At 36.9% G+C, this 19,183-nt stretch carries 18 protein-coding genes; 3 read left to right on the plus strand and 15 right to left on the minus strand.

Annotated features, from left to right (window positions below; all coding sequences use genetic code 11):
- Nucleotides 1–146: 146 nt before the first annotated feature.
- From ACY651_RS20020 to ACY651_RS20030, 3 genes are all read right to left on the minus strand, one after another.
- On the minus strand, nt 147–1,661 hold the full coding sequence (locus ACY651_RS20020) for a DUF4394 domain-containing protein (RefSeq protein ID WP_462255286.1): 1,515 nt from the start codon (nt 1,659–1,661) through the stop codon (nt 147–149).
- Nucleotides 1,662–1,956: 295 nt separating this feature from the next.
- Complete coding sequence (locus tag ACY651_RS20025) at nt 1,957–3,054, minus strand: T9SS type A sorting domain-containing protein (protein WP_462255287.1); 1,098 nt, start codon at nt 3,052–3,054, stop codon at nt 1,957–1,959.
- Nucleotides 3,055–3,182: 128 nt separating this feature from the next.
- The gene (locus ACY651_RS20030; RefSeq protein ID WP_462255288.1) at nt 3,183–3,398 is read right to left on the minus strand and encodes a hypothetical protein; all 216 of its coding nucleotides are present in this window, start codon (nt 3,396–3,398) and stop codon (nt 3,183–3,185) included.
- Nucleotides 3,399–3,680: 282 nt separating this feature from the next.
- On the opposite strand from ACY651_RS20030, the gene ACY651_RS20035 reads away from it, so the two are divergent.
- The gene (locus ACY651_RS20035; RefSeq protein ID WP_462255289.1) at nt 3,681–4,475 is read left to right on the plus strand and encodes an META domain-containing protein; all 795 of its coding nucleotides are present in this window, start codon (nt 3,681–3,683) and stop codon (nt 4,473–4,475) included.
- Between the two features lie 5 nt (nt 4,476–4,480).
- On the opposite strand, the gene ACY651_RS20040 is transcribed toward ACY651_RS20035, so the two are convergent.
- From ACY651_RS20040 to ACY651_RS20085, 10 genes are all read right to left on the minus strand, one after another.
- The gene (locus ACY651_RS20040) at nt 4,481–6,958 is read right to left on the minus strand and encodes a DUF5686 and carboxypeptidase regulatory-like domain-containing protein (protein ID WP_462255290.1); all 2,478 of its coding nucleotides are present in this window, start codon (nt 6,956–6,958) and stop codon (nt 4,481–4,483) included.
- 121 nt (nt 6,959–7,079) lie between these two features.
- Nucleotides 7,080–7,424 carry a hypothetical protein gene (locus ACY651_RS20045; RefSeq protein WP_462255291.1) on the minus strand — a complete coding sequence of 115 codons (345 nt, stop codon included), beginning with the start codon at nt 7,422–7,424 and terminating at the stop codon, nt 7,080–7,082.
- 340 nt (nt 7,425–7,764) lie between these two features.
- Nucleotides 7,765–9,276 carry an NAD(P)(+) transhydrogenase (Re/Si-specific) subunit beta gene (locus tag ACY651_RS20050; protein ID WP_462255292.1) on the minus strand — a complete coding sequence of 504 codons (1,512 nt, stop codon included), beginning with the start codon at nt 9,274–9,276 and terminating at the stop codon, nt 7,765–7,767.
- Between the two features lie 115 nt (nt 9,277–9,391).
- Nucleotides 9,392–9,697 carry an NAD(P) transhydrogenase subunit alpha part 2 gene (locus ACY651_RS20055; protein ID WP_462255293.1) on the minus strand — a complete coding sequence of 102 codons (306 nt, stop codon included), beginning with the start codon at nt 9,695–9,697 and terminating at the stop codon, nt 9,392–9,394.
- 95 nt (nt 9,698–9,792) lie between these two features.
- The gene (locus tag ACY651_RS20060; protein ID WP_462255294.1) at nt 9,793–10,923 is read right to left on the minus strand and encodes a Re/Si-specific NAD(P)(+) transhydrogenase subunit alpha; all 1,131 of its coding nucleotides are present in this window, start codon (nt 10,921–10,923) and stop codon (nt 9,793–9,795) included.
- Between the two features lie 57 nt (nt 10,924–10,980).
- Complete coding sequence (locus ACY651_RS20065) at nt 10,981–11,778, minus strand: O-methyltransferase (protein WP_462255295.1); 798 nt, start codon at nt 11,776–11,778, stop codon at nt 10,981–10,983.
- A 27-nt stretch (nt 11,779–11,805) separates the two neighbouring features.
- Nucleotides 11,806–12,300 carry a dihydrofolate reductase gene (locus ACY651_RS20070; RefSeq protein ID WP_462255296.1) on the minus strand — a complete coding sequence of 165 codons (495 nt, stop codon included), beginning with the start codon at nt 12,298–12,300 and terminating at the stop codon, nt 11,806–11,808.
- A gap of 152 nt (nt 12,301–12,452) precedes the next feature.
- On the minus strand, nt 12,453–14,072 hold the full coding sequence (locus tag ACY651_RS20075) for an OmpA family protein (RefSeq protein ID WP_462255297.1): 1,620 nt from the start codon (nt 14,070–14,072) through the stop codon (nt 12,453–12,455).
- 82 nt (nt 14,073–14,154) lie between these two features.
- Nucleotides 14,155–14,805 (minus strand): hypothetical protein, encoded by a 651-nt coding sequence (locus ACY651_RS20080; RefSeq protein WP_462255298.1) that lies wholly within the window; start codon nt 14,803–14,805, stop codon nt 14,155–14,157.
- 28 nt (nt 14,806–14,833) lie between these two features.
- Nucleotides 14,834–15,628 (minus strand): thymidylate synthase, encoded by a 795-nt coding sequence (locus ACY651_RS20085; protein ID WP_462255299.1) that lies wholly within the window; start codon nt 15,626–15,628, stop codon nt 14,834–14,836.
- 142 nt (nt 15,629–15,770) lie between these two features.
- Between ACY651_RS20085 and mnmA the strand changes: the two genes are divergently transcribed.
- Together mnmA and ACY651_RS20095 are read left to right on the plus strand one after the other, a co-directional pair.
- Nucleotides 15,771–16,886, plus strand: coding sequence for a tRNA 2-thiouridine(34) synthase MnmA (gene mnmA / locus ACY651_RS20090; RefSeq protein ID WP_462255300.1), 1,116 nt, complete (start codon nt 15,771–15,773; stop codon nt 16,884–16,886).
- 50 nt (nt 16,887–16,936) lie between these two features.
- Complete coding sequence (locus ACY651_RS20095) at nt 16,937–17,647, plus strand: hypothetical protein (protein ID WP_462255302.1); 711 nt, start codon at nt 16,937–16,939, stop codon at nt 17,645–17,647.
- Nucleotides 17,648–17,709: 62 nt separating this feature from the next.
- Here the strand turns inward: ACY651_RS20095 and ACY651_RS20100 are convergent, their stop codons facing one another.
- Nucleotides 17,710–18,321, minus strand: a complete 612-nt coding sequence (locus tag ACY651_RS20100) for a YdeI/OmpD-associated family protein (protein ID WP_462255304.1) — start codon at nt 18,319–18,321, stop codon at nt 17,710–17,712.
- Nucleotides 18,322–18,331: 10 nt separating this feature from the next.
- Nucleotides 18,332–19,078, minus strand: coding sequence for a class I SAM-dependent methyltransferase (locus ACY651_RS20105; RefSeq protein WP_462255305.1), 747 nt, complete (start codon nt 19,076–19,078; stop codon nt 18,332–18,334).
- Nucleotides 19,079–19,183: the final 105 nt, after the last annotated feature.

Raw genomic sequence — 19,183 nt, forward strand, 5'->3', positions numbered from 1 at the left:
GCCGTATAAGTGTGCGACGCAACGATGATGCCATAAAAAACAAATGCCCGTAACAAAACAATAAAAATAACCGCAGGTTATATTGCAAAAAAAATCCGGCGGCAAAAGAGCCACCGGAACATTCAAAACCATAATAGCCAATTATTTTAAAAACCTAAGCCTACTGCAAAACCTTTTACAAGGCCGGGGAAATCTGCGACTGAGGTTGCTGCACCCGTGCTTAAGTTAATGGAATATATTTTTGTTGTAGTACCCACGGTTAATAATGCGTATGCCAGATTTGTACGGCCACCAATATCAAAACCATTATCAGTTTCTACATTTGCGCCTAATGCACCAACTTCTACCAACGTACCATTATTAGGCGGCACCTGTGTATATAATTTATCTGTTGATGGATCAATTACAAATAAAGTTGTTGCTGTAGTGCCTGCAAAATTATTGGTGTATGCTGCTGCCGATGCTGCAGGAGTACCAGGATTTAATGCGCCATCAACTGCTGCAATTAAACCGGTGTTAGGATCTAAACGCAGGTTTTGCCCAGTGTTGCTTACCACTCTAATGCGATCAACTGTTGGATTAAAATCAAAACCAAAAGATGTACCTGCCAGTGCAGTTGCAAACGGTGCTGTGCCAACTACTGCTGCTGCGCCGCTGCTCATATTAATAGTGTATAATCTGCTGGTGCTGCCTAATGCATACAATTGCCCAGTTGCAGGACGGATATCAATACCCAAAATATTTTCGCCGGCCTGTAAACCTGTAATAGCTTTTGTAACAGGTGTGGCTGGTGTTGTTAAATTAAAAATTAAAAGATTGTTAGCCATATCTGTACTGTAAGCAACTGGCCTTGTGGGAATAGCTATACAAATAACCGGAGTTGCCAATGTACCTAAATTAACTGCTTTGCCTGTTAAAGTATCAATTTGATAAATGCTGTTTACGCCAGCTACAGTTAAGGCTGCCAATGCCACTTTATTATCATTTGCAATATCAAAATCGCCACCACCGGTTGCGGTTACACCTAAATTGCCTACTTCAACTAAAGTGCCGTTATTAGGAGGGTCTTGTTTGTATAATTTTTGTCCGTCGATATCATATAATACTGTACCGCCAGCACCTGCAAAACTATTGGTATATGCAGCGCCTATTAATGCAGCAGCAGGATTTATGGCCGCATCTGTTGCAGCTACAGTGCCAGTTTCAGGATTTAACCTTAAGTTTTGTCCGCTGTTAGTTACTAATCTTATACGGTCAACGGTTGGGTTAAAATCGAACCCGGCAATTGTTCCGTTAATTGCAGGTGTAAAAGGAGCAGCTCCTATTGCCCTCGCTGCACCGGTTTCTTGGTTAATTACATAAATGCGGCTGGTACTGCCCAGGCCATAAAGCTGGCCGGTGGCTGGCCTAAAGTCGATTGCTAAAATAGTTTCGGTGGCTTGTAAACCACTAACAGTAAACTGTGCAGCAACATTTTGCGATGCATTTGCATTATACTTTATTAGCTGGTTAGACGCAGAGATTCCAAAAAATACTATATCTGGTTTAACTACCGGAATTACCGGTGGCATAATAAAGCTATCGTCCTGTGAGCAACTGTTTAAAAGCAGTACTGCAGCAGTTAAAAAGGGTAAAATTGAAGTGCGGAAAACTTTTTTCATTGGTTGTTTTATTTTGGTTTTAAAAATTTATCTACGAATAAATTTCAAAATTGGATTTTGGTAACCTGATTTTTAAAACCAATGTAAACAGAGGCAGGGCGGGTTTCGTATAAATAATTTACCAACATTAATAAAATGTAATTTATCAATGTTGCTTTTTGAAGGCCGCTGTCGGGTTCAGCATTACAAATAAAGCATGCGCTATGTTTGTAATGTAATCAATAGCAAAGCAAAAACATGTATAAGTAGCAGGAATAGAAACTTATTTTGAATAGTACAACACACAGCAAACTTTTTATCTGGCAATTATAAATTTTTTGTTCAGCTTTTCATTATTAATTGTTACCTGCAGGTTGTAAATGCCTTTTGCATAATTTAGAAAGCCAGCTGCGGTTATATTAAAAATATTGTGACCTCTTACTAAATTATTTTTTTGCTGATAAACTACCTGGCCTGAATTATTGATAATTTTTAATTGCATAATGCCGGGAGCAGTAGCATTTACACTGATATTTAAATTGCCGGCAACAGGATTGTTTAAAACCGTAACGGCATTTTTTAAATTATTATCACGCCGTATGGTTACCGCAAAGCTGTATTTAAAACTTCCGTCTGTACTAACTTCTTTAAGCCTGTAATAAGTAACGGCCGATGTTAAAGGTGTAATATCGGTAAAAATATATGGCGTATTAAATGACGTTGTGCCGGCACCTGCAACTTTTACAACAGGAGAGTAAGAAGTACCGTTTTCGCTCCTTTCTATTTCAAAATAAGCATTATTATTTTCCGATTCGGTTGTCCAGTTTAATACGGCGGTATTGTTTTGCCTGGTTGCATTGAAATTAATCAAACTAACGGCCAGCACTGTACTACCTAAACCGGCAGATCCGCAGAAAGTATAAGTACCTGTTCTTGCAGCCGGATTACCAAAACCAAAAACCCTGAAATAATAAAGCTGGTTAATACTAAGGCTTGTGAGTACTAATGTTTCTACCTGGTTTATTCCTCCAATATCACTACATCCGATTTGTGTCAACCCCGGGCATGCTGAACCGGAAAATGCCTGTATAGCTGCATTAAAGGAAGCACTCGGATTAACAGCTATTGTAGCCGTGGCTGATTGTGCAAAAAAACTAAACCAAACATCGCTACCCGATGCGTTTGAACCACCAGGTATAACGCAGGTGGGTGCCGGGGCACAGGGGTCTATTGCAGTAGTAGGTTCAAATACGGCCTGGTTAGAAAATGAAGTGCCACCGGCAGGGCAACCTGATATCCATGAGGGATTAAATACTACAGCATTTGAAAATAATGTTCCGCCTCCTAATATTTGGGCAGGTGCAAATAAAAAAGTATTGAGTAATACCAGTAAGGCAAAGATTTTTCTTAACATGGATAATAAATTTTAAAATTAAAATCAATGTAAGATAACACTTATTTATAAGGCAAGATAATGTAACTGTGTAATGTTAAGATACCCTAATTGTTTTTTTTATTACTGCTTCCAAAAGAGCTGATATTTTAATCAGCCTCACTCATTGCCAACTGGTTCTGTTCCAGTACCGTTATCTTCTTTTTTAATTTTAAAATTTCGGTATCGTAATCAAAAATTTTAATTTCCAGCCTGTAGATTTTATTATTAAGCTGGTTAATTTTTACTTTTCGTTTAGCGAATAAAAAAATTACGGATAATAATATAGTAAGTAAACCTGCGGCTAGAACAATGGGAGTTGTCATATAGATCGTTTTAAATGGAATAATTTTTAATGGGATATTCAGCCTCCAAATGTATTCAGCAATTTAACAAGCAGTAATTTTTTTCGGCGAACGGCGCATAATTACCGTTAAAATGACCAAAATATCTTTTTAAGTATTCCAGTTTTAAGCATCTTACATAAAAATTACCTGCTTTAATTTTGGAACGCATTTTGAGTATTAGCTTTTACACCATTCCGATATTTACTGTAGCGGTGTTTGCACCATGATATTTTTTGTAAATTATTTTTTAAAACAATTGAAATGAAAAGATTTTTTTTATTTATCGCCGTTAATATTACTCTTATAACCGGTATTGGTTGCAATAACAGCAAAAAAACTGCTGATGATGGGGCGTTTGAAAAATTATATACCATGCAATGGGTTTTTACCGAAGTAAAAGGAATGCCGGTTCCATTATCTTCTGCGGCAAATATTTTATTTACTGATGCCGGCAGTAAAAAAGTGAGCGGCAATACTGGTTGTAACTGGATGAATGGCAGCTTTGAATTAAGCAATACCAATACTATAAAATTTTCGCCGCTGGCAGTAACAAAAATGGCCTGCCTTAACAGTGATGCCAATACTTTAGAAAGTAAAATTTTAGAAGTATTGAGATTAACTGACAGTTATAGTTTGAACGGCGATGAATTAGTATTAAGTAAAGGATCAGTAGCAGAAGCAAAATTAAAAGGTGTAAAACCATTAAGCGACAGTGTAAAAAAACTTAACGGTACATGGGAACTAACAATTATTTCAGATACAATAATAGACTTCAACAAACTTTTTCCTGCAAAAAAACCCACTTTAATATTTAATTTACCTAATGCAGAAATTAGTGGTAATGGCAGTTGCAATGGTTACAGTGCACCAATAAAAATTGATGGTAATAAAATAAATTTTGGAGATCCGCTTTCTACCATGATGGCTTGTGAGGGTGGGGGAGAGCCCGTCTTTTTTAGCTCACTTAAAAAAGTAACTTCGTACAGTATAACTAACCAAACTACGCTTACCTTATTTAAAGATACTATTGAAGTATTGCGCTTTACAAAAAAGTAATCATCTTAAAACCATTTGCCATTCCTTTTATCCCAGGTAGTTACGCCAATTTTAAACTGTACGGGGTTACGGAACTGGTTAGCTGCAGAGCCTGTTACATAAACACCCAGTTTAAATTTACCCAACTGGTTAAAGGGATATTTAAAAACCCTTTCTATACCGGTGAATATTTCGGCATAGCGAAGGTTATTTCTTTCGGGTGCAAATAAAAACCCTGCGCCGGCAATTTCCCTCAGGCCAATCTTTTTAAACAAGGGAATTTTATTTAGTAAAGCGCCGTTAAACTCATGCACATAATGTCCTTCGTAAAATCTTTTAAAAACCGGGAAGGTAGAATCGAGTGATTGAAATGCTTCGTTAGGATTGGAAAAGAAAAGCGGATCGCCACGGCGTACCCTTTTGTAATCCACCAGGCGCAAGTCTTTTGTATTGAGGAAAGACCCTGTTTTTATGGTATAAGATGATATGCCTGCTGTGCCAATTTTAATGGCTTGTTTTATCCCCAATTCTGTATAATCAAAATTTACTTTGCTGTCGAAAACATTGGGGATACCTTTTTTCCATAGTGCATAAAAAGTAGGCCACGAAGAACCGAGTATTACTTTTTCTCTTGGCTCACGTATATAGCGCTGGTGAGGCGTATATTCCAGCCGCAGCATTCCATAAAATGCATTGTAAGGTTCAAAAGCTACAACACGGTTACTGTTACTGTCTAATAAATTACCAAAAGAAAGACTGTCTATAAAATCGCCTTTTTTATAACCGCTCAGCGACCTGCGAAAAGCTACATCAATATCTGAATAAAAAAATAATCCATTGGCAATTTCAAGCCCATGCCCGGCACCAATTCCCTGGTTAAGATAAAGATTGCTGCGGCTTATCATATTTATCCATGCATCGCCATTAAAAATAAAATCAAAACTTTTCTGCAATCTTACGGAGTAAAAGCCACGGTTAAACGGATTGTAGATCCTGTTCAATCTTATACTGCCATTAAAATCTTTATTTCTTAAGCCATAACTTATTTCAGTAAACAGGGATAAATTTTTTCTGGATTCGTAAGTTTTAAAATAAAAAAAGGAAGGTTGTATCCTTGCTCCGCCAAACTGAAGCGGTTGATATAAATTGGGCAGCGGTGGAATGTACCAGTTTCTTCTTTTTACATGATCATTAAAATTTTGCCCTTTAAATAAAACTTTTTGCCACGTAATTTTATTAATTATTTTATCTATTGAATCAAGATATATTTTGGTATGTGTTGCCCTGTACATACTGTCTTTATAATGAATAAAACGCACTTCTTTTTCAGTTAATGGTTCGGTGCGGTTGGCTTGCCAAAAACTGCTGTCTCTTTTATAAGCTTCCGCTGTGGCTAAACTAATTTCTGTACCAAAATGTTTTTTATCAAACTGTTTATTCAATTCGTAATTAGTATAAGTAACTACCGTACGGCCACTCGATTTTTTTTTGCCAGATGCGGCATTGTAAGTAAACTGCTGCCGGGTTATCATCCACGCTTTACGGTTTATTAAATTGTATTGCTGTTCCACTTCAAAAAAATCGTACTCAGCCAAATGGTATTTGGGTAATTTTAATTTGGTATGCAATATTACCCAAAGGCTGTCGGCAATGGTTATTTCGCCTTCTACCGTAGCGTTACTTAATTGCCGGGGTTTTATGCTGATGGTGTATATTTTTTTACCGTTTATTATTTCTGTTTTAATTGTTTTGTAACGGTAAGCCAGCAAACCACTGTAACTAAGCGGTGATACAAACGGTGTAGGAGAAATGGCAGGCACATTGATGAGATTATTGTAAAAATTAAAATCACCTTCAGTAGTAGAAAGAAAAAATAAACTTTGTGTATTGCCTTTTTTAGTTACGCCGGTTCTTTCTTCTTTTATTTTTTTGGGTGATGCATAATCCAATTGCAAAACAATTTCTGCCAGCGCCATTTGGTTTAATTCGGCATTGGCCAATTTTATTTTTAAGAGAGAATCACTTATGGGCTTTTTATTTTTTTTCAGAGGCATCGAATCTTGCTGCAATGCTTTTATATATACTTTGGAGGAATAAGCACCGGCAGCATTTTCGATGGCCTCTTTATTACGAATAACATTGCGGATGTATTCTTCAGCCTTATCCCTGTTTTTACTTTTTACTGTTATTTCGGAAAGGCTGGTGGCTTCGGCAGCTTCCATAATTATATTTTGCTCCAGGTTGGTTTTACGCAGTATAACAGTTATTACCTGCGGTTTATAACCCAACAATGTTACTACCAAATCGTATTTTCCTTCTTCAAGTTCCAGAATGTAACTGCCATCTTCTTTTGATACGGTACCCAGTTTAATTTCTTTTGTTTGTACGCTGGCAAATGCAAGAGGTTCCTGTTTGGCATTAATTATTTTACCGTACAACTTATATTGCTGGCAAAAGATATTTGCAGAAAAAGAGAAGGAAATAAAAAAGAGAATTATTCGCATGAATTAGTTTGGCAGGTTAGTACTTATAAATATGCGATAAAAGATTGAAAGGGTAAAACGGATTTTTTTTATTGGATATTAATTAACAAAATAATAAAATGCTTTAAGTAATGTAATTGCATCATTCCTCTGCAGCAAATTCGTCAAGAATTTCAGTTGAACTGTGTGCCGGAATAATTTCTTTTCTTGCTGCAAAATATTTACTCAGTGTTAAAATAAAAAATCCGTGCCCGGCTATAATCAATATCCAGTACCTGTAAAACTCTGTTATATTCAGTCTTATTTTTAATAAGGTGTAATCTTGCAAACCCAAATTTTGAGATCCATAAAACAGGATACCTGTAATAACCGCCGGGATAATTACTGTTGCTAAAAGTAACAGCCATACATGCAGCCGTACCCAGCGTTTATTTTTTATTTTGAAACGTAAAAACCAATATGCAAATGCCTCTATTGTAAGTACCATTAAATGCACAATTTCAATCGGGGAAATAATTTGCCAGAAAGAATACCTAATATTTAAGGCTGAAAGACCTTGCAGATTATACCATAAAATTACCAGGGAAAGCGTTCGTAAAAAAACAATAAAAATTAAAACCCAAAAGCCAAACAAATATTTTTTTTGCGACTGCATAATTAAAATTAAGGGTTAGATTTTTGGAGTTGAAACAAAATTTGTAACCGAAGGAAAAATTACGCTTCAATAAAAATTCAGCAGCGGTATGCCTCTGAAACGAACGGGGCAATCCCGTATGTACGGGACCATGGAAAACAAAAGCCCCTATCAAAAAAAATAATTCCAATCCTTAAACGACTTTAATTTCCGCACACAAATCCTGCAAAACTTTTTTAGCATCGCCAAATAACATACTTGTTTTGGGTTGAAAGAACAGCTCGTTTTCTATACCGGCATAACCGGGTTTCATACTGCGTTTGTTTACGATAACATTTTTTGCCAGCTCCACTTCTAAAATGGGCATGCCGTAAATGGGAGAAGCAGGATCGGTTTTTGCAGCAGGGTTAACTACATCGTTAGCACCTAATATTAAAACAACATCTGCAGTTTTAAATTCATCGTTGGCTCCTTCCATCTCTAATAATTTTTCATAACTCACATCGGCTTCGGCCAGCAATACATTCATGTGGCCGGGCATGCGGCCCGCCACCGGGTGAATGGCATACAGCACATTCACACCTTTATCGTTTAATATTTTTTCCAGCTCATGACAAATATGTTGTGCTTGTGCAACTGCCAAACCATAACCGGGTACTATCATTACTTTGTTGGCATAACTCATTACCATAGCCGCATCTGCCAAACTTATTTCTTTATAATGCCCTTGTGCAGTGTTACCAGTTGCTGCTGCAGTTTTATTACCACCAAACGAACCAATTAAAACATTGCCTAAAGAACGGTTCATTGCTTTGCACATTAAAATGGTAAGTAAAGTACCAGCGGCGCCAACTAGTATGCCGCCGGTTAGCATTACTTTATTATCGTACAAAAATCCACCGCAAGCTGCGGCTACACCTGTAAAAGAATTGAGTAAAGAAATTACCACCGGCATATCTGCGCCGCCAATGGGGAAAACAAAAAATACACCGTAAAAAAGAGATAAAATAAATATGCCGTAAAAAGTGAGTTGTACCCAGGGCTGCACCAAAAAATATCTTGGCTCAATACCTTTACTAAAACGGGAACCTGTTAACTCCAAACCATTTTCGATATTTATCATTAAGACAACTGCGCCAACAATAATGATAAATAAAATAACAAGGTTGAAAATATTTTGTCCTTTAAAAGAAATGTCTTTTACTTTTCCATTTAATTTGCCCCAGGCAACCATGCTGCCGGCAAAGGAAACTGAACCAATGATCAACCCTAAAAGAATGATCAATAATTTACCCACAGGAAACTGATAGAAAATTAAATCAGTGTTAGAATGATAATAATCCTGAACTGCAGATGCTTCGATCAAATGATTAAACTCTACAATAGAAATTAATGCAGCACAGGCGCCACCCATACCATTAAACAAACTCACCATTTCGGGCATAGCTGTCATCTTTACTTTTTTAGCCGCTAAAGTGCCCACTACGCTACCAATTATTAATCCGCCAAATATCCAACCATAATTAAAAAGCCGGTGACCATTATCCTGGTATAAAAAAATTGTTCCCAAAATAGCGATTGTCATACCTGCGGCTGCTAATAAATTTCCTTTACGTGCACTTGCAGGATTGGATAACATTTTTAGCCCGATAATAAATGTTATGGAGGCGATAAGGTATATGAGTGTGAGTATGTTTGATTCCATATAAAAACCCCTCTATCTCCCCCTGAAGGGGGAGGACATGGAGGAGAGCATGTTATTAGATATTAATATTTTTATTTTCAATTTTCGCTAAGATAAAAGTCCCCATTCGGGGGATTTAGGGGGCTTTTTTACCTTTAAACATTTCGAGCATTCTATCCGTTACCACAAAACCACCCACTACATTTATAGTGCCCAGCACCACTGCTAAAAAACCCAATATCAATGCTAAATAATTATCTGAAGCAGCTTTGCCCATAACAATGATTGCACCAATAACTACAACACCATGAATGGCATTAGCGCCACTCATTAATGGTGTATGCAATACGCTTGGCACACGGCCAATAACTTCGATACCAACAAAAATCATCAGTATTACGATATAGATGATTTGCTGGTTAGCGGATATCCATTGCAACATATTTTTTTATATTAAAGTTTTTAAAATTATTTTTTAATTGGCAACTGCATCATCAACAGCTATCGGTTTAATACCTAATTCCAAATTACCAATTCCTAACTCCCCGTTGCCACCAGCATAGAAACCTTTTCATTAATTACCACACCGCCATGCGCCACACAAGTACCTTTCACTAAATCATCTTCAAAATTTAAATTTAAATTACCTTCTTTGTTAATAATTAATTGCAAAAAGTTTAAAATATTTTTGCCGTACAATTTACTGGCATCACTGGGCATAGTAGCCGCTAAAAAAGAATTGCCCACAATACTCACACCATTATAAATTATAGTTTCATTATTTTTAGTCAATTCGGTATTGCCGCCTGTTGCTGCTGCAAGGTCAATTATTACCGAACCATTTTTCATGGCAGCAATCATACCTGCAGTAATTAACACCGGCGCTTTTTTGCCGGGTATTTGTGCAGTGGTGATTATGATATCAGCTTTTGCAACACTTTCTGCAATTTTTGCTTTTTGTTTTTGTAAAAATTCTTCGGTTTGTTCCACTGCGTAACCACCGGCTTTGCTGGCATCGGCAGCTCCTTCCACTTCAATAAATTTTGCACCAAGGCTTTGCACTTCTTCTTTTACTGCTGGCCTGGTATCAAAAACTTCTACCACAGCGCCCAATCTTTTTGCAGTAGCAATAGCTTGTAAGCCAGCAACACCTGCACCCAATATCAGCATTTTTGCAGGAGGTACACTGCCGGCTGCCGTCATAAACATGGGAAAATATTTGGGAAACAAATTGGCCGCCAATAACACCGCTTTGTAGCCTGCAATATTTGCCTGGCTGCTCAGCACATCCATACTTTGCGCCCTTGTGGTACGGGGCAGCATATCCATACTAAAAACGGTAAGCCCTTTTGTGGCCCATTCTTTCATTTGTGGTGCAGTAAATAATGGCTGATAAATGCCTAATAAAATATTTGCAGTTTTGTAACCAATGTCGCCGGACAATGGCGGATGTATGCTTAAGGCAATATCGCTGTTTTGCATCACTTCTGCTCTGCTGCTGATGGTTGCGCCGGCATCTGCATATTTATTATCGTTTGCAAAAGCATTTACGCCTGCGGTAGTTTCTACTAAAACATTTACATTCCATTTTTTTAAAAGGGTAACATGTTCAGGTAATAATGATACCCTTGTTTCGTGAGCTGGTTCTTTTAAAATGCCAATTGTCATAAGATAAAATAATTGAAACGAAGGTAACAAAAATTACGCCTAATAAAATTTGCATAATTAATACCTTATTACAAAATGCTGCTTCACTTTTATTGCCGGGTTAATGATGACAATGCCAATAAAAAACAGGTCGATCGTAAGTGTTACCTGCGGATGTTGTTTAATTTGCTGCCAGGCTTCTTCCATTTCGGCGCTCCAGTGGATGTCATCAAAAATAAGCAGCGTTTGAGGGTTTGAATAGTTTAATAATTGCTGAAAATATTGGAGTGTGGGTTCCTTACGGTGATTGCCATCTAGAAAAGCCAAATCAATATTTTTTATTTGGGTTAAGAGAGCGGGTAAAGTATTTTCAAAATCGCCTTTGGTAAGCGTAATATTTTTAAGGGCAAATTTTTCAAATGTTTGTTGTGCAATGTTGGCAATATTTTTTGCGCCCTCGCAGGTAAATACATTTGCATTTGTATTGCCTGCGGCTAGATATGCAGTAGTAATGCCGAAGGAAGTGCCTAATTCCAAAATTGTTTCAGGCTGGTAATACTGCACCATCCTGAATAATAATTGTGAAAATTTTTTGGGCTTTAAAGATGATTGAGCAATATTTTTTACAACCCTTTTGTTGGTTTTTATTAGTGATGAACCTGCGCCAAAATCTTCTACTTCAATAACAGTACTATCATTTAATAATTCTTTTCTTCTGTTCTCGATTTTCTCATAACAGGTATATTTTTTTTTATCGTTTAACACCTTTGAAATACAATCAAAAACAAAAGGAGAATGAACGCCATGCCCATTTCCGTTAGAAGCGGTAAGGTAATAATGTAAATATTTTTTTGCTAATTGAAAACGTGTAAACAATTATGAAGTATGAATTATAAGAATAAATTATTTTCTCTTCTCCCAAATTTGAAAGGAATACGCATAAGCATGTTTGCCATCCTGCTCAAAATCTTCATTGCAAATAAGTTTCCATTGGTCTTCTTCAATATCTGGGAAGTAGGCATCTGCTTCTGGAAATTCTGCATGCACTCTTGTAAGATAAATTCTATCGGCAACAGCCATACTCTGCCAGTAAATTTCGCCACCGCCAATTACAAAAATTTCTTTGCTATTTGTTTCGGCTGCTTTTTGTAATGCGTCGTTAATATCTGTTGCAACTGTAACACCTTCAGATGTCCAGTCTTTTTGCCTGGTAATTACAAAATTTGTTCTGCCGGGCAATGGCTTGCCTAAACTTTCAAAAGTTTTACGGCCCATGACCACCGGCATTCCCCAGGTGGTATTTTTAAAAAACTTCATGTCGTTGGGTAAGGTCCAGAGTAATTGGTTATCCTGGCCAATGGCATAATTTTCTGCGGCGGCTGCAATGAGTGAAATCATAAGAAACAAAAATACGGAATTTAGCCACGGTTTTATTTTAGCCACGGATTACACGAATTTTCACGGATTAAAAACAAAGGGTTAAATTATTTTTCTTGCTAAAAAGAACAAAATAATCCGTGAAAATTCGTGTAATCCGTGGCCAGCTGTATTTAGTTTTTTAAAATTTTAAATTCCACACGCCTGTTCAACTGGCGGCCTTCAGGGTTATCGGTACCATCAGTATTAGCATTGGCAGCAACAGGTTTTGTTTCGCCATAACCTTTTGAAATAATCCTTGATGCCACAATACCTTTAGACAAAATATATTCCATTACCGATCTTGCCCTGTTATCACTCAATGTCATATTGTAATCATCAGCCCCCTTGCTGTCAGTATGGGCACTCATTTCAATTTCTATATTGGGATACTCATTTAAAAATTTAACCACACGGTCTAACTCCACAAAACTTTCGGGTCTCAAATTATATTTATCAAAATCGAAAAACACATTGTTTAGTCGAAACACCTGCCCAATTTCTATCGGCGCTAAATACAGATCTTTATGAATTTCTTTATAGCCTGCTTTTATTAAAGAATCTAAATTTAAATTTTCGGAGATGGCGAAAAATTTATCTGCCGATGCCCTGATACTGTAATTTTTATCGTAGGGCAATACAATTTTAAACGAGCCGTCCACAGGGCTGCTAACACCATTACCCACTTCTGTACCATCGGGTAAAGTTTGATAAATTAATGATGCGGTTAATGGTGCATTTGTTTTTGCATTGTACACATTGCCACTTACCAGCACTACAGGATTAGGTTTTTCTTTCTCCAATAATTTTACTCTTACAATATCGCTGGCACCAAAAGCACCATCACTTGATGTTAGGTATGCAAATTCTCCACCTGCGTCTAACGTAAAAAATGCTTCGGAGCCTTCGGTGTTAATCGGTTTGCCCATGTTTACCGGTTCACTCCATTTTGTCCAGCTGTCGTCAAGGCGTTTACTCATCCAGATATCATTTTCGCCAACGCCACCGGGCCTGTCGCTGCTGAAATAAAGTGTAACGCCATCCGCCGCAATAAACGGGCTCATCTCATTATAATCTGACAAATTAATTTTTTTGCCTAAACTTTTTGGTGTTGTCCAAATATCATTGCCTTCTAAAAAAGAAACATAAAGATCGTTTTCATAACTTTCTTTTTTATCCGTCATGTAAAATAATAATGTTTTGCCATCTTGCCCCATGCTGGCGCCTATCTGCATGGTTCGGCTGAATTTTTCAAAATTCCTGATCTTGAGCATTTCGGCATTCGTCCAGCTGTTATCATTTCTTTTATGTATCATACTAACGCCCATGCCTAAATATTGCCCGTCAATAAATGACCCTTTCAATAAAATAGTATTTAAATCGGGAGATATCCAGTACACCGCATTGTATTGCGATGCATTTACTTTAGCACTCAAATGTTTTGCTTTGCTCCATTTGCCGGTGGTATCCCTGGTAGAATACCAGATATCCTGTGAATTGGGTACGGTTTGGTATTGAATATTTAAAGGATCGTTTTGACGAATAAAAAATAACAGGTTGCCATCGGCAGAAATAGTAGGCCGCATTTCGGGGTTACCGGTATTGATCAATTCGCCCAGGTTTTCTACCTTAACGATGGTGGTTTCTTTAATAATATTTTCTTTCTGCTCTTTTAAAGTAGTATCCTGTGCAGGTTGTGCTGCGGTAGTTAAAAAGCAAAAAAATAAAGCGAAAAATGTAGAGGTTGTCTTCATAAGTTGGAATTAGCTTATGTAAGAACGAAAAATTGAGAGAAATAATGTGTGAGAGGAGAGAATAAAATATAAAAATTGATAATTACCGCATTTCTTCAAGCTTTTTAAATATTTCTGTATAGAAAAACGGATCGGTTTCCTCAAGCCATCTATAACTTCCAAAAATCTCTACTGCAATTGCATCTTCTATTTTGTTTACAAACATAGCTGGTATCCAGCAATACAATTTTGTTTTGGTGACATAAAACCAAGTATCTAATGGCGGGATATCACCTTCGTCAACAAAACCACTTGCTGCAGCTGCAGCTCCATCATAAGTAGTTATGTCAAGGTCAAATTCAAGAATTTTTCCTGCTGTTTTTAAATCTCCTTTTGGCAAATTAGTTTCAATTCTTACACTTAAGCCTTCATGTAAAATAGTATTATAGTTGAAAGGGAAATTTCCTGAGTTTACCACGGTTCCTTCAGAGGTATCAAAAAAAATATAAAAAGATTTGCTATTGTAAATTGGATTTACAGAACGTAAAATTTTTGCATAGTTAACATTTGAAACATCCTGAATTGTATTAACTATTGATTGAGTATAAATTATTGTTTTTGCAAGATTTAAATAAAATGTTTCTCGAATATCTCCATCTCTATTGTATTCATCAGAAAAGTCTTCGAAAATAGGATTGTATCGTATTGATTTTTTTTTTCTAAATATGCTGGTTATTTTCTCTATTAAACTCATAAGATTACCCTTAACTTATAATTATTACCTACACTGCCACCGGCGCTTTTATCCCCGGATGACTCACATAATCCAGCAATTCAAAATCTTCAAATTTAAAGCTGAAAATATCTTTTACATCCGGGTTGATCTTCATGGTTGGTAATGGAAACGGTGTACGGCTGAGTTGTAAATTAGCCTGTTCAAAATGATTGCTGTATAAATGCACATCGCCAAAACTGTGTACAAATTCACCGGGTTGTAAATCGCAAACCTGTGCAATCATCATGGTTAATAAAGCATAAGATGCAATATTAAAAGGCACGCCTAAAAAAACATCAGCACTGCGTTGATAAAGTTGACAACTTAATTTTCCGTTAGCCACATAAAACTGAAACAAACAATGACAGGGCATTAATTTCATCTTGGGTAAATCTGCCACATTCCATGCACTTATGATCATACGCCTGCTGTCGGGGTTATTTTTTATTTGATAAATGAGGTCTTTTACCTGGTCCACTTCCACACCATCTGCACCAACCCAACTGCGCCATTGCTTGCCATATACCGGGCCAAGATTGCCGTTTTCATCGGCCCATTCGTCCCAAATTTTTACGTTGTGCTGTTTTAAATAATCAATATTGGTATCGCCTTGCAAAAACCAAAGCAATTCGTAAATAATACTTTTTAAATGAGCTTTTTTAGTAGTTACTAAAGGAAACCCTTTCTGTAAATCAAACCGCATTTGATAACCAAAAATGCTACGGGTGCCGGTGCCTGTGCGGTCGCTTTTATCGGTGCCGGTTGCTATAATATGTTTAACTAAATCTAAATATTGCTGCATGGCAGCAAAATAAGTGAAAAGTTGAAAGTGTTTAGTTGAAAGTTATTAAGACAGAAAAAACTCCCCAAATCGAAAATCCCCGCCGTTGTCAGTCGTCGGTTGTCCCTAGTCTAAGCCTTATCTTTGCACAGGAGAAATAATCATGAGTAAAAAAGGAAAAGTTTTAATGGCGATGAGTGGCGGTATCGACAGTACCGTAGCGGCATTGATGCTTCATAAGCAAGGGTATGAAGTAGTGGGCATTACTATGAAAACATGGGATTATGCCACCAGTGTGGGCACTACCGGAAAAAAAGAAACCGGCTGCTGCAACCTGGATAGCTTTAATGATGCAAGACAAGCTGCTGTACAACATGGCTTTCCGCATTTTATTTTAGATATAAGAGAAGAGTTTGGCGACTTTGTAATTGAAAATTTTGTGGATGAATATATTGCAGGCCGCACACCCAACCCCTGCGTAATGTGTAACACCCATATTAAATGGCGTGCCTTAATGAAAAGGGCCGATGCATTGGGTTGCGATTTTATAAGCACCGGGCATTATGCACAAGTGCATCAGCATACCAACGGAAGATTTTTTTTACGCAAAGGTTTGGATGAAACCAAAGACCAAAGCTATGCCCTGTGGGGATTGCAGCAAGATCTGCTTAGCCGCACAATTTTACCATTGGGCACTTACCGTAAAACCGAAATCCGCCAGATGGCGCATGATTTTGGTTACCCCGAACTGGCTAAAAAAAGCGAGAGCTACGAAATTTGTTTTGTACCCGATAACGACTACCGTGGTTTTTTAAAACGCAAAGTAGAAGGGCTGGAAGAAAGAGTGGATGGCGGATCTTTTGTAGATAAAAACGGCAAAATTTTGGGCAAACACAAAGGCTATCCTTTTTATACTATTGGCCAGCGCAAAGGACTGGATATAGCTTTAGGCATACCAGCTTATGTTACCCAAATTATCCCCGAAACCAATACTGTGGTATTGGGCGAAGAAGATGATTTAAACCGTAACGATATGCAGGTAACTAAATTAAACTGGATAAAATACGAAGGCATTACCGAGGGCATGGAAGCAGTAACAAAAATCCGTTATAAAGATAAAGGTGCGCTTTCTAACCTGTACACATACGAAAATGGTATAAATGTACGTTTTTACGATAATGTAAAAGGTATTGCCCCGGGGCAAAGCGCTGTTTTTTACGAAGGTGATGATGTAATTGGTGGCGGAATAATACAACGTACCGCACCCATTTTATTATAACAGGCAGCTTTTTATACAAAAATTACATCTGTATTTGTAACACCCCATTTATGAGAAAACAAATTTCGTTTTTAGCCATTGCTTCGCTTATATTTTTTAGTGCCTGTAAAAAAAGCACCGAAGAACTTGCGACTGCACCAGTAAGCGATTATTATCCGCTTACCGTGGGTAAATACATCACTTACAGTTTAGATTCGGTGGTGTATTACACCAACTTTGGGGTATCGGCAGTAATAAAAAGCTACCAGGTAAAACATTTGGTGGAGGCACAAATAACAGATAATCTTGGAAGGCCTGCATACCGAATAATAAGATACATCCGCAGTTTTAGTAATGCCCCATGGGTTGCCGATAATGTTTTTATGGCGATACCCAGTCAAAACAGTATTGAGTTTGTGGAGAATAATTTAAGGTTTTTAAAACTTAAAGGCCCTATAAGGCAAGACTATAACTGGAAAGGCAATACTTATATTAACACCACTTCTCTAAGTTCTACCCTTAAATATTTAGATGACTGGGATTATGCTTACGACAGTTTGAACGTGCCTGCACAAATTGGTGCAGTAACTATTGACAGCACTATTAAAGTTGCCGAAATTGATAATCAAACCGCAATTGACAGAACTTTTAGCGAAGCCAAATATGCAAAAGGTATTGGCCTGGTGTACCGTAATTTTTTATACTGGAATAAAGGCAATGTAAACGGAACTTTTTCTGATGCATCGTACGGCGTTATCATGAAAATGATAGACCACAATTAAATTATTTTTTTACGATAGTAAAGAGCTGCACATTGTATTGTTGCAGCTTTTTTATTTTGCAACTATTTATATTTCCAATTCCTGCTTTTATTTTCTGCAATCATTTCTATGGCGCTGGCTATGCGTTTATTTTTAGTTTCTTCTGTTTTTGCTTCGGTAATCCATTGCACATATTCTTTTTTGTGTGAGTAAGAGAATGCAGTAAATATTTGCAGTGCTTTTTTATTTTTACTTAACGCTTTTAAAAAATAATCGGGTACAACCAATTCTTTTTTATCTTCTGCTTTTGGTTTGGCGGCAAGCTTAATGCCTTTATCGTTTAGTGCCATGGCTTCTTTTATCCAGGCAATTATTTTTTTATCGGGTGGCAGATCTCTTAAAGAAGTTATCCTTCCTAAATGCCCCATCGAAACTTCTGATTTAGCATTTTCAACCAGAATGGAATCTTTCATCAGCGATGCTTTCCAAAAACCCATAACAGCATGTTGTTTAAACGAAGCCATGTGACAAAGCATCTCTCCTTTGTAATCAAAGAATGGCATACTCCATTTCATCTTTTCTTCTACATCCGGGCAGGCCTTATGTACCAGCTCACGAATATGATTCAAAATAGGTTTTGCAAAATCGGCCGATTTTGCAATGTAGGCATCGAATTTTTTTTCTTTGGCTGCCATAAATATTTTTTTATTTTTTCTTTGCTGTACACATCCAGTCCCAGGGATAAGGTTCTTTTAACCATTTTGGTGGTTTATGAAATTCTGTTTTCCAGTCGTAATTTATTTTTTTTATTGCTTGTACATCAAAACCTTCCAGCCCAAGTAATAACTCCAGTTCTTCTTTTAAATAATGTTTGGTGGGCACATCATCAATATCGGTAACGCCCTGTTTTATATTTTTAAAAAGATCAATTGCCTTTTTTGGTTCGGGCAGTTTATCATTTTCTGCATCATCAACATTCCATCTGCCGGCAATAATATTGGTATATAATTTTGATTCTAACGAAGGTACTACCAGCACCAGTTCCCCTCCTGCATTTAAACAAAGTGAAAGTGATTGAAAAAAATTAATTCTTTTTTCAAGAGAGTGGGTGAGGATGGCGTTAATGCAGATGGCCGCATCGCAGGGTATTACAGAAAGATCATCAGCCGACATATCCATCCGGTGATATTCTATATTATCAAAATCGGTATATTTTTCTTTTGCTATCTGCAAATTTTTTGCAGATATATCTGCAGCAATAACCATTTTAAATTTTGGTGCCAGTACCGGCATCCATTTACCCACAGCACAACCAATATCAATAATAGTTTTTTCAGGCGAAGCCATTGATTCAATTGCAGCAACTATACTGCCCGATACATCATTTTGCAACACATCAAATATTTCAGTTTCGTATTTGGGGGCAATTGTTTCCCAGTATTTTCTGTCCATGACTTAGAGTTAGAAATATTAAAATATAAAATTTGCCACTAATTCTTTATATAAAAATTTTGAGATTACCTTATTTTTCATGTTCAAATTCCAAAAGATATGTTT

The organism is Ferruginibacter sp. (assembly GCF_031391665.1).
Lineage (GTDB): Bacteria > Bacteroidota > Bacteroidia > Chitinophagales > Chitinophagaceae > Ferruginibacter.

Excerpts from the sequence above, each read along its gene's own strand:
- ACY651_RS20055 (WP_462255293.1), bottom strand. The coding sequence starts at position 9,697 with ATGTTGCAATGGATATCCGCTAACCAGCAAATCATCTATATCGTAATA.
- ACY651_RS20040 (WP_462255290.1), bottom strand. The coding sequence starts at position 6,958 with ATGCGAATAATTCTCTTTTTTATTTCCTTCTCTTTTTCTGCAAATATC.
- ACY651_RS20070 (WP_462255296.1), bottom strand. The coding sequence starts at position 12,300 with ATGATTTCACTCATTGCAGCCGCCGCAGAAAATTATGCCATTGGCCAG.
- ACY651_RS20075 (WP_462255297.1), bottom strand. The coding sequence starts at position 14,072 with ATGAAGACAACCTCTACATTTTTCGCTTTATTTTTTTGCTTTTTAACT.
- ACY651_RS20030 (WP_462255288.1), bottom strand. The coding sequence starts at position 3,398 with ATGACAACTCCCATTGTTCTAGCCGCAGGTTTACTTACTATATTATTA.
- ACY651_RS20105 (WP_462255305.1), bottom strand. The coding sequence starts at position 19,078 with ATGGACAGAAAATACTGGGAAACAATTGCCCCCAAATACGAAACTGAA.
- mnmA (WP_462255300.1), top strand. The coding sequence starts at position 15,771 with ATGAGTAAAAAAGGAAAAGTTTTAATGGCGATGAGTGGCGGTATCGAC.
- ACY651_RS20020 (WP_462255286.1), bottom strand. The coding sequence starts at position 1,661 with ATGAAAAAAGTTTTCCGCACTTCAATTTTACCCTTTTTAACTGCTGCA.
- ACY651_RS20085 (WP_462255299.1), bottom strand. The coding sequence starts at position 15,628 with ATGCAGCAATATTTAGATTTAGTTAAACATATTATAGCAACCGGCACC.
- ACY651_RS20050 (WP_462255292.1), bottom strand. The coding sequence starts at position 9,276 with ATGGAATCAAACATACTCACACTCATATACCTTATCGCCTCCATAACA.
- ACY651_RS20095 (WP_462255302.1), top strand. The coding sequence starts at position 16,937 with ATGAGAAAACAAATTTCGTTTTTAGCCATTGCTTCGCTTATATTTTTT.
- ACY651_RS20025 (WP_462255287.1), bottom strand. The coding sequence starts at position 3,054 with ATGTTAAGAAAAATCTTTGCCTTACTGGTATTACTCAATACTTTTTTA.
- ACY651_RS20060 (WP_462255294.1), bottom strand. The coding sequence starts at position 10,923 with ATGACAATTGGCATTTTAAAAGAACCAGCTCACGAAACAAGGGTATCA.
- ACY651_RS20035 (WP_462255289.1), top strand. The coding sequence starts at position 3,681 with ATGAAAAGATTTTTTTTATTTATCGCCGTTAATATTACTCTTATAACC.
- ACY651_RS20045 (WP_462255291.1), bottom strand. The coding sequence starts at position 7,424 with ATGGTACTTACAATAGAGGCATTTGCATATTGGTTTTTACGTTTCAAA.
- ACY651_RS20080 (WP_462255298.1), bottom strand. The coding sequence starts at position 14,805 with ATGAGTTTAATAGAGAAAATAACCAGCATATTTAGAAAAAAAAAATCA.
- ACY651_RS20100 (WP_462255304.1), bottom strand. The coding sequence starts at position 18,321 with ATGGCAGCCAAAGAAAAAAAATTCGATGCCTACATTGCAAAATCGGCC.